Origin of the sequence: Segatella copri (assembly GCF_019249795.2) — a bacterium.
GTDB classification, from domain to species: Bacteria; Bacteroidota; Bacteroidia; order Bacteroidales; family Bacteroidaceae; genus Prevotella; species Prevotella copri_B.
In genome coordinates, this window is the sequence record NZ_CP156892.1 from 341,358 (window position 1) to 354,837 (window position 13,480).

The 13,480-nt window shown below is 45.4% G+C and carries 9 protein-coding genes; 4 read left to right on the forward strand and 5 right to left on the reverse strand.

The features are described from left to right. Window positions 1-28: 28 nt before the first annotated feature. Window positions 29-1,033 carry an anthranilate phosphoribosyltransferase gene (gene trpD / locus KUA48_RS14415; RefSeq protein ID WP_218433402.1) on the reverse strand — a complete coding sequence of 335 codons (1,005 nt, stop codon included), beginning with the start codon at window positions 1,031-1,033 and terminating at the stop codon, window positions 29-31. A gap of 559 nt (window positions 1,034-1,592) precedes the next feature. On the opposite strand from trpD, the gene KUA48_RS14420 reads away from it, so the two are divergent. Next, window positions 1,593-1,721 carry a hypothetical protein gene (locus KUA48_RS14420; RefSeq protein ID WP_022120798.1) on the forward strand — a complete coding sequence of 43 codons (129 nt, stop codon included), beginning with the start codon at window positions 1,593-1,595 and terminating at the stop codon, window positions 1,719-1,721. A 13-nt stretch (window positions 1,722-1,734) separates the two neighbouring features. Beyond that, window positions 1,735-2,388 (forward strand): ribulose-phosphate 3-epimerase, encoded by a 654-nt coding sequence (rpe, locus tag KUA48_RS14425; RefSeq protein WP_215652389.1) that lies wholly within the window; start codon window positions 1,735-1,737, stop codon window positions 2,386-2,388. Here rpe and KUA48_RS14430 read toward each other — a convergent pair. Further along, on the reverse strand, window positions 2,385-2,981 hold the full coding sequence (locus KUA48_RS14430; RefSeq protein WP_118253824.1) for a sigma-70 family RNA polymerase sigma factor: 597 nt from the start codon (window positions 2,979-2,981) through the stop codon (window positions 2,385-2,387). The two genes, rpe and KUA48_RS14430, sit on opposite strands and share 4 nt — an antisense overlap. A gap of 275 nt (window positions 2,982-3,256) precedes the next feature. On the opposite strand from KUA48_RS14430, the gene KUA48_RS14435 reads away from it, so the two are divergent. Together KUA48_RS14435 and KUA48_RS14440 are read left to right on the forward strand one after the other, a co-directional pair. After that, window positions 3,257-5,878 (forward strand): glycoside hydrolase family 88 protein, encoded by a 2,622-nt coding sequence (locus KUA48_RS14435; RefSeq protein ID WP_153079602.1) that lies wholly within the window; start codon window positions 3,257-3,259, stop codon window positions 5,876-5,878. Between the two features lie 115 nt (window positions 5,879-5,993). Then, window positions 5,994-7,811: a pectate lyase gene (locus KUA48_RS14440; RefSeq protein WP_218433399.1), complete on the forward strand. Its 1,818-nt coding sequence runs from the start codon at window positions 5,994-5,996 to the stop codon at window positions 7,809-7,811. Window positions 7,812-7,884: 73 nt separating this feature from the next. Here KUA48_RS14440 and KUA48_RS14445 read toward each other — a convergent pair whose 3' ends face one another. The 3 genes from KUA48_RS14445 to KUA48_RS14455 all read right to left on the reverse strand — a co-directional run bounded on the left by KUA48_RS14445 (window position 7,885) and on the right by KUA48_RS14455 (window position 13,436). Continuing rightward, window positions 7,885-8,514, reverse strand: a complete 630-nt coding sequence (locus tag KUA48_RS14445) for a hypothetical protein (protein ID WP_151200547.1) — start codon at window positions 8,512-8,514, stop codon at window positions 7,885-7,887. Window positions 8,515-8,642: 128 nt separating this feature from the next. Continuing rightward, window positions 8,643-9,866, reverse strand: a complete 1,224-nt coding sequence (locus KUA48_RS14450) for a transposase (RefSeq protein WP_153093847.1) — start codon at window positions 9,864-9,866, stop codon at window positions 8,643-8,645. Window positions 9,867-10,298: 432 nt separating this feature from the next. Then, the gene (locus tag KUA48_RS14455; protein ID WP_218433754.1) at window positions 10,299-13,436 is read right to left on the reverse strand and encodes a glycoside hydrolase family 2 TIM barrel-domain containing protein; all 3,138 of its coding nucleotides are present in this window, start codon (window positions 13,434-13,436) and stop codon (window positions 10,299-10,301) included. Between the last annotated feature and the right edge of the window lie 44 nt (window positions 13,437-13,480).

The following is a 13,480-nucleotide window of genomic DNA, read 5'->3' on the forward strand; positions in this document are numbered from 1 at the left end:
TTTTTACTTTTAAAAGCCCTTTTTACCTTTAACTGTTGATCTCTACGAATTTCTTGAAGGTAGCGAGCGCCTTACCCGAGTCAATGCTCTCTCTTGCTATCTCCACACATTCCTCTATGCTCTTCTGTCCCTTCTCCATTACCTGGATGCCGAAGGCTGCATTGGCGAGAACGATGTTCTTCTGGGCTGGGAGGGCACGGTTTTCAAGTACTGCATCAAAGATGTCCTTAGCCTCTTCCTCGGTTGCTCCGCCTCGCACCTCTTCCGGTTTGGCTATCTCGAAACCGAGACCCTGAGGCTTGAAGATCTTCTCATAGTTGTTGGTGGTTACCTTGAAGTCGCCGGTGAGTGAAATTTCATCATATCCGTCGATGCTGTTAACAATGCCGAAATCAATGCCTAGTTTCTGGTAAACCTGATTGTAAAGGCGCATCTGGTCGAGATTGGCTACACCCAGCAACTGGCACTTAGGCTGACTAGGATTAACAAGAGGACCTAACAGGTTGAACACGGTAGGAAACTGCAAAGCCTTGCGGATAGGACCTACAAACTTCATTGCCTTGGCGAAGAGCTGGGCATGAAGATAAACGATGCCTGCCTCGTTGATGCTGCGGTTCAGCTTGTCTATATCATCGGTAAACTGGACACCGTGGTTCTTGATGATGTTGCTGGCACCGCTCACCGAAGTAGCCGCATAGTTGCCGTGCTTTGCCACCTTGTAACCCGCACCCGCAATGACGAAGCAGGAAGTAGTAGAAATGTTAAAGGTGTTCTTGCGGTCGCCACCGGTTCCCACCACGTCAATGTAGCGGTCGCAATCCAGGATGGCTGGCACGCCTGTGGCAAGAATTCCGTCACGGAAACCGAGCAGTTCATCTACCGTTACGCCTCTCATCTGCAAACCGGTGAGCAGGGCTGTAATCTGTTCCTCAGGAAAATCACTCTTGGTGATTCCTACAATGATGTCTCGGGTTTCCTCACGGGAAAGTTCCTCATGGTTCAACATTCTGTTCAAAATGTCCTTCATTTCCATAGTTAATATCTCCTATATTTTTTGTTTTTATTTTTCGTTGTAAAAGAAAAGGGGCCTGTCGTAAGTTACGGCAGACCCCTAGTATATTATGTTGTTCACATCCACATACAGCGTCTCGACTCACGACTTCTGGAATCTTGAGTTACGCCACCACCATGATGTAGATACGAATGTATTCATATTGCTTTTCTTTTAATTGTTTGTTACTACCAAAAACGAGGCGTTTCTTTCTTTTTAACGAAAAGATTCTCCTTCGTTCTTCATTTCTACCGCAAAAGTACAGTTTTTCTTTTAAACTACAAACTTTTTGTCGAGAAATTTTAAGATTTAACACTATTTTATCATCCAGCGCCCCTTTTTCTCCACTTTCGTCTCACGTTTTCTCCACTATACCTTATTATATATAGGGAGAAAGAAAAAGAAAAAATATTTCGCCTGAATGTAATAAATTTCCCAATACGCCGTTATTTATTTAGAGAACAGGTAACTCATCCTCAAGACATGCCCGTTCTAAAAACAAATAACAAGAAGTATTATTCAAATAAAAAGATTCACGCCTATGAAGCAAGTATTTACACCAAAGAAAATGAGACCTTCGGCTCAGACCATCTACTTCATCAAGCAGATAGCCTACTCCTATCATACCATGGTGCAAAATGGGAAGCTAAAGGTGTGCTATCCTAACTAGAAGAAGAAGAAAGATGAAAACAATGGTATCCCCTTCATTGCTCTCAGCCAACTTCATTGACCTGAAGAGTGATATAGAGATGATTAACAAGAGTGAGGCCGACTGGCTCCACCTCGATGTGATGGATGGTGTCTTCGTGCCCAACATCTCGTTCGGCTTCCCTGTGATAGAAGCCGTGAGCAAGGTGTGCACCAAGCCCCTCGATGTTCACTTTATGATACAGCACCCGGAAAATTACATTGAGCAGACTGCCAAGCTCGGTGCCATGCTGATGAACGTGCACTACGAGGCCTGCACCCATCTGCACCGCACCATCCAGCAGATTCATGCAGCAGGCATGAAGGCAGGAGTTACCCTCAACCCTTCTACCCCGGTATGTGTACTAGAAGACATCATCTGCGATGTAGACATGGTACTTTTGATGAGCGTTAACCCAGGCTTCGGCGGACAGAAATTCATCGAGAACACCATCAAGAAGATAGGCCGTCTGCGCCAGCTCATCAAAGAGAGCGGAAGCCAGGCACTCATCGAGGTAGATGGCGGCGTGCAGGCAGAAACTGCTCCAAGACTGGTGAAAGCCGGAGTAGACGTGCTGGTAAGCGGAAGTTATGTGTTCAAGAGCACAGACCCTTATGCTACCATCCATGCCCTGAAAGAACTCCTCTAATCAAGATTCAGATAGATATTGTGCTCCTTAGCCATCTTGCGGAGGTTAAGGAGCGCATAACGCATTCTTCCTAGACTCGTATTGATGCTCACATTGGTACACTCGGCTATATCCTTGAAAGACATCTGCTGATAATAACGCATATAAACCACCTCGCGTTGTGGAGCCGGCAGAAAGTCTACCAGTTTCTTCACATCACGGAGCACCTGTTTGCGTACCATCTCCTGCTCAGCACAGTCTGCCTGAAAATCTTCGCCTCGCAGACAGGAAAGATCATTGTCGTTCCCCTGTTCAACCATGCGGAATACACACTGACTGCGATAACCATCGATGATGACATTATGCGCTATACGCATTAACCACGAAATAAATTTGCCAGAACAGGAATACTGGCCAGCATGCAAACGACTGATAGCCTTTACGAATGTCTCCTGGAAGATATCATTCGCCAGATCCTCATCGTGAACCACGAAAAGGATGTAAGAGAACAGTTTCACCTCGTTGCGTGAAAGCAACAGGTCAAAGGCTCTGTTGTCGCCCCCGACATAAGCCAGGGCCAACTCTTCGTCTGTCATATTATTGAGTTTTCTCATTTTCTTAATCTTATTTATTAAGTAAATGTCTATCCAATAGGCTACCCAGTATTTATTGCGTTAATAATGTTAAATATCGTTGCAAAGATAACAATTTATTTTGAAAACACCAAACTTTTTTGCAAAAACATTTAATTTTAACATTACCAGTACCTGTTTTCCAAATAAAATTCGTAACTTTGCACCGATGTGTTAAACATCAAACCCAAACAAACGAATAAACAGATTCATACAAATAAATAAATACAAATAATCATAAAACTAGAACAAAGACAATGAAGAAATTCTTTAAGACCTTACTCGTTGCTCTGCTTCTCATCCCAGCCTGCGCTTGGGCCGACGGATGGAACGATGCTGAATATCAGCGCATTGAACAGAGCATACAGTTGCCTAATATCAAGCAGGCAACCAAGAAGTATGTAATTTCTGCCTATGGAGCCAAGCAGAACGCTTCGGCTGCACAGAACCAGAAGGCAATCAACAAACTCATCGCCCTCGTCTCTAAGAAAGGTGGCGGTACCATCGTCATACCGAAGGGTACCTGGCGCACAGGAGCCATTGAGATGAAGAGCTTCGTAGAACTGAACCTCGAAGAAGGTGCCGTACTGCAGTTTGCCTTTGAGCCAAAACTCTATCCGCTGGTTCGCACCGCATGGGAAGGATTGGCATGCTGGAACTACTCTCCATGCATCTACGCCTACAAGGTTTCCGACATCGCCATTACCGGTAAAGGTACCATCGACGGAGGCGGCAACAATGATACATGGTGGCAGTGGAACGGCAATCCTTACTTCGGATACAAGGAGGGCGTAACCAAGGAACACCAGAAGATGGGCTCCCGCGCCAGACTGCAGAAAATGGCAGAAGACGGTGTGCCTTTCGATGAGCGCAAGTTCGGTATGGGACAGGGTCTCCGCCCTCAGCTCGTCAACTTCGTACGCTCTGAGCGCATTCTCATCAAGGACGTAAAGATGATCAACTCGCCTTTCTGGGTGATGCACCCTCTGCTCTGCAAGGACATCACGGTAGACGGCGTAACCGTTTGGAACGAAGGACCTAACGGAGACGGATGCGACCCTGAAGCATGCGAGAATGTACTCATTCAGAACTGTATCTTCCACACCGGCGACGACTGCATCGCCATCAAGAGCGGACGAAACAACGACGGTCGTCTCTGGAACAAGCCATCTAAGAATATCATCATCCGCAACTGTCGCATGGAAGACGGACACGGTGGCGTAGTCATCGGTTCTGAGATTTCAGGCGGATGCGAGAATGTATACGCCGAGAACTGCGAGATGGACTCTCCTCATCTGGAGCGCATCCTCCGCATCAAGACCAACAACTGCCGCGGCGGACTCATCCAGAACATCCACATGCGCAAGGTTACCGTAGGACAGTGTAAGGAAGCCGTACTCAAAATCAACCTCGACTATGAGCCAAGAGAGGCTTGCTACCGCGGATTTGAACCTACCGTGCGCAACGTGAGCATGGAAGATGTTACCTGCCAGAAGAGCAACTACGGTGTGCTCATCATCGGTGGAAACAAGGTAGAAAACGTATACGACATCCATGTAAAAAACTGTAAGTTCGACGGTGTCATCAAGCAGCCTACCAAGGTTACCGGCAAGACAAGAAACGTGAAGTTCGACAACCTCATCATCAATGGTTCACTGGTTCTCAACAAGGAAGACCGTCCTTACCAGACCTACTCAGAGTGGCTCACCCACAGCGAGATGCAGCGCGTGCCTCAGTCTTACCTGCTCGACTTCAGCAAGAAGCCAAAGTGGAGCTACGTAATGGGCATTGAGATGGAAGGTATGCTCGACACCTACCTCCATTACAAAGGCGGAAAGAGCACCTTCAAGGGAGCTGATGCCGAAGCCAACAACGAGGCAATCATCAACTACCTGAAAGAATATCCAGCCAAGATGATTGACGAAAAGGGAAACATCACAGGCTACAAATATGAGGATTTCAACCTCGACAATGTGCGCACAGCGAAGTTCATCCTCCGCATGCACAACCTCTTCCCTAGCAAGAGCAGCGAACTGGCGCTGAAGACGCTCTTCAAGCAGCTGCAGAACCAGCCTCGCACCAAGGAAGGCGTTTACTGGCACAAGGCTATTTACGCCAACCAGGTATGGCTCGACGGCATCTTCATGGGTCTGCCTTTCTACTGCAACTACGCTGTACAGAACCTCAAGCCAAAGAAGGCGAAGAAGATTCTCGACGATGCGGTAGACCAGATTGTGAAGACCGACCTGCGTACCTACGATGAGAAGACTCAGCTCTGGAAACATGCATGGGACGAGACCCACAGCCAGTTCTGGGCAAACAAGGAAGACGGAAAGAGCCAACATACTTGGGCAAGAGCCCTCGGATGGTACGTCATGGCAATGACCGAATGCCTCGATGCCATGCCTGAAGATTATGCTCGCCGCGGCGAAATCATCACCTTATTAAATAAGGCCATGAAGAGCGTGGTGAAATACCAGGATAAGAAGACGGGCGTATGGTACGACGTGATGGACGTAAAGGATCCTCGCAACTACCTCGAGAGCACCGCTTCAAGCATGTTTGCCTATGTTCTCCTCAAGGGTTACCGCAAGGGATACCTCGGCAAGGAATATCAGGAAGCAGGTATCAAGGCTTATGAGGGAATCCTGAACAACTTCATCCAGGTAAATCCTGACAAGACCATCAGCCTTACCCGCTGCTGTGCTGTCAGCGGACTCGGTCCTGGCCCTGGTCCATACGTCAAGAAGCCAAACTTCAAGCGCGACGGCAGCTTCGACTATTACATGAGCGAACCAATCCGCGACAATGATGCCAAGGGCGTAGGTCCTTTCATCTGGGCTAGTCTGGAAATGGAAATGCAGGGACTGAATAAGTAAAACTTAGTTTATAGTTTACAGTTTACAGCGACTTCACCGTATAGCAAGATTGCCCTATAAACTATTAACTCTAAACTGTAAACTGAATTTAAAACTATTAATTGAATTCTCACCGATGGAAAAGAAAATATTCACAACAATGGCAGCAGCACTCATGAGTGCTGCTGCTTTGGCACAAACTCCAGCCTTTCCGGGCGCAGAAGGTCACGGAAGATATGTAACCGGCGGAAGAGGTGGAAAAGTAGTACACGTAACCAATCTCAATGACAGCGGAACAGGTTCTTTCAGAGAGGCTGTCAAAACGGGAAAGAGAATCATCGTCTTCGATGTGGCTGGCGTCATCGCCCTGAAGTCTGAGCTCAAGATAGGTGACAACATCACCATCCTCGGACAGACTGCCCCATCTCCGGGCATCACCCTCAGATATTACACCGTTCAACCGGGCAACAACAACATCATCCGTTTCCTCCGCATACGCCGCGGAGAGGAGAAGGATATCAATGACGGTGCGGATGCTACCTGGCAGCGCAACAAGACCGGCATCATCTTCGACCACTGTTCCTTCAGCTGGAGTATCGATGAGGTGGCTTCATTCTACGACAACAACAATTTCACCATGCAGTGGTGTACCGTTGCCGAAAGTCTCACCAATCCGGGCCACTCTAAGGGAGCACATGGTTACGGAGGCATCTGGGGCGGTAAGCTCGCCAGCTTCCACCACAACTTCGTAGGCCATCTCACGAACCGCGGTCCCCGTTTCAATGGCGCAAGATACGGATGGACAGGCTACACCAGCAACAAGGATTACGATACATATCAGTGGAAGAACACCGTGCAGGCAGAAAACGTAGACTTCCGCAACTGCGTGATGTATAACGCACAGGGTACCTGCTACGGAGGGCCGGGCGGCGGACAGATCAACATCGTGAACAATTACTACAAGGCTGGACCAAGCCACAGTTTAAAAAGTACAACCCTGAACGGCCTCAAGGTAAGCGTAAGCTCCGGCAAGGAACGTGGAAACCAGGACCGTATCACGCAAGTAACCGTATCAACAAGTGGAAATTCTGACAAGAATCATCCTGAGTTCTACGGCATGACCAGCCGTTACTTCATCAACGGAAACACCACCGAAAACACCAAGGGTTCTGTTACCAAGAACAAGGACTGGAAGGGTGTGATATACGATGATGGAACCTATACTTATAATGGCGAGGAATATTCTGCTGACAAAAAGAATTTCTACGGAGATGCCGTAGCCCACCAAACCATCAGTGGTGTTTCTTGTGTCAAGATCAAGATGGACGCTGCTGCTCCAACAGGAGAAGTTACCACCCACTCTGCTGCCGAAGCATTCAGTAAAGTACTGGCATACAGCGGAGCCTCACTCTACCGCGATGAGATTGATGCGCGCTACATGGAAGAGGCAAAGACAGGTACTGCCAAGTACAAGGGAAGTATTACCAAATCACCTGGCATCATCGACAAGGTATCAGATGTAAACGGCTACACCGAGGCAAACTTCGGCACCGCTTCTCGCCCTGCCGACTTCGACACCGATAAGGACGGCATTCCTGATGCATGGGAGACAGCCAATGGTCTGGATCCAAACGACGCCACAGATGCCCTCACCTACTCGCTTGACAGCAAGGAGTACTACACCAACCTTGAGGTTTACGCCAATTCTCTGGTTGAGGACATCATGAAGCAGGGCAATGCTGATGCAGAGAACAAGGTAGATGAATACTATCCTGCATGGAAGAAACCTACAGGCATCTCGCAGATCATCACCTCCAATCCCAGTGAATTAGCCGAAGTAAAGTATTACAGCCTCAACGGCACCCTCCTTTCTGCTCCTCAAAAAGGCATCAACATCCGCAAGATGCTGTTTCAGAACGGAAAGACCGTAGTGGATAAGGTAATAAAGGAATAAAACTTCTTATAAAACAAAAAGGGCATCCCCATGTTTGGGAATGCCCTTTTGTTTTATATGTATATACAATCTGTTACTTTACATACTTCTTACCGTTCTTGATAATCAAGCCCTTGGCAGAAGAAGAAACCTCCTGACCAGCCATATTATAGGTCTTACCATTCTTCTTGGCTGCAGCAGCGTTTACTGAAGAGATGCCAGTGCTAGTGCCTATCGTATACTTAAAGCCAAAGAAGCCCATTTTAGTACCTGCAGCAAGCACATAGTATGTACCACCAGCAGCAACGTTGAAGGTTACTATACCATTAGACTTTGCGGCAATAATATTTTCATTTTTCTCGTTCAGTGTGAATTTCTGAGATTCACCATCCTTTGCGCTTGGCAAATTATAAGAACCAGGAGTCACCTCAGCAAAATCAGCATCCAAAATATGGAAACCTTTAGTTGCTCCCATCTGTATAGCTACAGTTAAAGTTCCTGCATTTGCAGTCTCGAACTTATAAACACATCCAGTTGGCGCAGCTCCTTTCACCAACTTACCATTGTTCTTACCACATACGTAAGCAGTAAAATCACCATCAGCCCAATTATCGGTAGCCTTACCATCTGCAAAAGCAGTACCAGCATTCTCCATATAAGTCAAAGTGACATTTTTTACTGACGTAATCTTATCACCAGCATTTACCTTGTCACCTACCTGCACAGCATAAGTTCCCTAAGCATTAACACTAGCAGCCAAAGCTACGGCTACAATAAGAGTAAAGAATTTCTTCATAATCGTTTTATTTTAAGTTTATATACTCAATAGTTCGTTAATAATTCAATAATGTGCTAAGCAGCTATACGCTGTAAGCACGAGAGATCTTTGAAAATCTTGCTAATTAAAGTTCGGTTCGGGGTGTACCCACTTGCTTTAAAAATTCGTTTCACCAGATAAATATTGGTCATCAGTGACTTGAATGAAGACATAGAATATTCCATTCCCATCTCCTTCATAGTTACCTTGGCAACATTTAGTGATGTGAACGAAGCATTGAAAGCAAAATCGAGTTTCCACTTATCGCGAGCCTGGCAGTCCATAAGACCAGTATAGCCTTTGGCGTCACGAAAGCAAAATTCGATCTGGAACCTGGTTCTATAATAAAGAAGTACTTCTTCACCCGAAAGTGAGGTGTCTGTAGAGAAGAATAGTTTCTTCTTGCCATTCGGCATCTGCCAGATGACAAGTCTAACTTTACACCTGAGTGCCTTGGAATAGGCTATCAAAGTATAAGCTGTTCCTTCTATATCTTTCATCTCCATCTTCTCCATTCGAGTGAGGTCAAGATTCTTCATATCAATCTTGCCATCCTTGGTCTTTGGGCGACCACGTTTTCCAGTACGTGGACCAGCATAGACATAAAAGAGACAAGCATTGTCACGAAAGCGGCTTATCAAAGAGAACCCTTCTTTCTTTATCCCATTAACAAATGTACTTGTAGAGAAGTAAGCATCTGCAACTATGAGGGTTGAGAGTTTAAGAAGTTCCTTGCGGTAACGCTTAATGACGCTGATATAGAAATCTACCATAGTCTTGTTTCTAAGACTCAGTTCTTTATTACTTAGCGACTGGTGTGCTTTTAACATCATGCAGTCTTTGGCATCAATATCAATGAGGCCAATACCCATGATTTCGAGACCATGTTTAACAGACTGTGCACATCCCGACCAAAAACGACCGATATGTGGAGTCTTCTTGCCAGCTTTGCTGATGTAGCTGGGATCAATGGCAATAGCCCATCTTCCCTGTTTACCAAAGAAGCGCTTGGCAAGTGAGACATTAAGTTTGAGCCAGTCAATGCTTTTCGACTTTTTTAAGCCGAATGCGTTGCGATAGGTTTGCTCAACATGCGAGCCATACCTCCCCATTTGGGTGAAATTTATCTTTCTTGGTATTACCATGAACAAAATTATCACCTCGATGAGTATTTTCTCGAAACTTTTTGTTAACTTTGCAGCCGAATCTTCAACTGCATCTTTAAAGATATCCATATATTGGTCAAGTCCTGTATTCATATAATTTTGCGTTTGTCGTGATTTGCAAAGTTACTGAAAATCAGCGACTTGACCAACTTTTTATAGTTAAGTTTTCATAAGAATTTCTTAATATAAGTTATTGATTTACAGACGATTAAATATTAATTTAACGCAGTATTGTTAATAGGAGAAAGCTTTAAATGGACTTTGTTTTGCTATCCATTTCTGACAGGGAGACTCTTTTTATACCTTAGAGTTCTATACTATGAATATTTTGAGAAATCTATCCATCAGGAAGGTTCTGCCTCAATAAACAAAATTGATGAAGAAGCAGTTTGCATGAATACGAATGAGGATAAGCATGTACAAAACGCACAGAAACAGAAAAGCGGTGCCGCCTGCAAATCTGCAGGAAAGCACCGCACAATCTAACCCTATTCACGTACAAAAAAAGAATTCTTCATGTTAAAACTACTTTGCCTTGATGACGAAGCGGAATTCGCGGTCGCCATAGTGCATGCGGTATTTCTCCATAGGCTTTGTCATCCAACTGTCGATGCAACCTAAACCGTACTGGCGTTGCTGGATATGTACCTGTGTCAAGCCCTTGTCAACCAAATCACCGCTATGCTGTCCCCAAGCATGCTCCTTTTCATCACCAGAATCCAAATCCTCAATAGAATAAGGAATGGCACTGCACTCCATCGGAGCATAACCCTCGAAAGTAATACCCTTACCTGATGCAGGATTGAAAATAGAGAAATAACGGATATCTGTATGGTTGCCACTCTCCTGAGGACGAACATAAGGATAATACTCATCCTTTACATCCGACTCATATTTGCCAATAAAGGTAGAAGAATGACGGTCGATATAATTCTCCTCCGGACCACGGCCATAATATTCCAACTTAGAGAATGATGCAGGCAAATCCAATACTATACCATATCGGAACAAGTCAGCTACCTTAGCCGCTTTATCCGTGGTCATCTTCTCGGTAACAGAAACCTCACCTTCCGCATTGATGCAATAACGAAGTATCAACTCAGCCTTCACCTCAGGCATTTCAAAGGTAGCCGTCAGGACAATACTATCCTTCATCTCACTCTTATCAAATGACTTCAAGTTCATTACAGGATTTTTCCAAACCTTCAACTCCTTCTGCAAAGAAGCACCATAATCATTATCAGTAGGAGCACGCCAGAATTCAGGCTTCATGCTCTCGCGGAATTTCAAGATAGGTTCGCCATCTACGTCAAGATAATCAATCATACCCGTCTTCTTGCCTATGGTAACCGACATTCTCTTGGCAGAAACCTTCACATAGCTATTGGTTTCCTCTACCTCGATGCTACTGTTATTTTGGAGTTTCCCTTTCTTACCAGAAATCTTAGTAGAAGTCGCTGCAATAGGAGTATCTACCTTATCAAACTGATATTCATTGATGACAAACTGCTGGCGGGCCATCACCTGTCCCTTCTCTACCAATGGTTCTGTACCATCGCTGGCAAAGGCAAAATTGACTGTAATTTCCTCCTTACCATGTTCAGACTCTGCTTCAGCAATAGCATACTTCAAAGCATCACTCTTCACCATTTTAGTTGTCTGAGGAGCAATACCCTTAGTCTCAGGAATCTCAACAGTAGATAACTTCACACCATTGGCATAGATAGTTGCAGTAAGGTGCAGGTCGTCAATATTCTTAAAGAAATTCTCATTATAGATATTGAAAGCACCATTCACGGCATCCAGATCCTTGAGCCATACATTCTGATGCCAATACTGGATTTCGTAGGCATGCGGATTCAAACGGCGGTCTGGAGCAATGATACCATTGCAATTGAAGTTGTAGTCGCTGGCAGGATAACGTCCATAGTCGCCACCATAGGTAAAAATTTCCTTACCGGTAACAGGACTCTTGTCACGCAGACCCTGATCTACAAAGTCCCAGATGTATCCACCCTGATACTTAGGATATTTGCGAATCAAATCCCAGTACTCCTTGAAACCGCCCTCTGAGTTACCCATAGCATGAGCATACTCACATTGGATATAAGGTTTTACGCCATCACTCTTGCAATATTTCTCACTCTCCTCATAGTCGATATACATCGGGCAATGAATATCGGTCTTACTGTCATATCCACCACGCTCATACTGCACAGGACGAGTCTGATCATAGGCCTTCACCCAGTCATAGGTCTTCTCGAAATTGATGCCATAGCCACACTCATTACCCAAACTCCATACGATGATGGAAGGATGGTTGATGAAAGTCTTCACATTACCCTCATTACGCTCGATATGAGTCTGGAGGTATTCAGGGAACTTGGCGAGAGATTTCTCATCATATCCCATACCATGAGATTCAAGGTTTGCCTCGGCAGTCACATAGATACCATATTCATCACAGAGGTCATACCAGCGAGGATCATCAGGATAATGACAGGTACGAACAGCGTTGATATTCAACTGCTTCATAATCTTAATATCCTGAATCATGCGCTCCACGCTGACCACATAGCCACCATCAGGATCTATTTCATGACGGTTAGCACCCTTGATCAGGACAGGCTTGCCATTGACCAGAAGTTGTGCATTCTTGATTTCCACATTGCGGAAACCTATCTTTTGAGGAATAACCTCCGATACACCCTGCTTATTTTTCAAAGTAATGAATGCCTTATATAAATAAGGTGTTTCTGCAGTCCATGCCTTCACCCCAGGCACCTTAATAGTACCCTGTACACCAGAAGCCTCAGCAATCTTCTTGCCATCCTTGTCGCACAAATTGAGAGTAACATCAGTCTTACCACCCTTCAAGGCTACCTGATAGTTCAGAACACCATCCCGGTATTGATTTTCCAAACCGGCATCCAGACGGATATCGGCTGCATGAACTTTCGGACGGGCATAGAGATATACCTCACGGGCGATTCCCGTTAAACGCCAGAAGTCCTGATCCTCAAAATAAGAACCATCACACCAGCGCATCACCTGCATGGCAATGAGGTTCTTGCCTGGTTTCAGATATTTGGAGATATTAAACTCTGCAGCCACCTTGCTGTCTTCGCTATATCCCACATACTTGCCATTCACCCAGAGACTCAAATTGCTGGTAGCAGAACCGACATGGAAATACACATCCTTGCCCTTCCAGTCCTTAGGCAGGTCAAAGGTGCGGCGATAGGAACCCGTATAGTTATTGAGTTCGTTGATATAAGGAGGATTTGGATTAAACTGGGTAGCCCAGGCATAACCGACATTCTTATAGGTAGCGTCGCCATAGCCATTCAGTTCAAACAAGCCCGGTACAGGAAAATCCTTCCATTGAGAATCATCATAGTTGGCAGCAAAGAAATTGGCAGGACGCTTGTTGTAGTCCTTGACGAAATTAAATTTCCAAGTGCCTTCCATCGAAAGGTAGTTGGCTGAATTTTTCTTCTCGAAAGCCTGAGCCTTATCCTGATTTTCGAAAGCAAAGAACGCAGCACGGCGAGGAGCACGATTCTGCTGATTGACATCTACATTATGCCATCTGCTGGCATCTTGCGCCCTTACTTCGCCATGCCCATTAAGAACCATGGCACCCAGTAGGGCAAGAAACATGAAATTTCTTTTGCTCATATTCATGAATATTTATGATTTAAAAA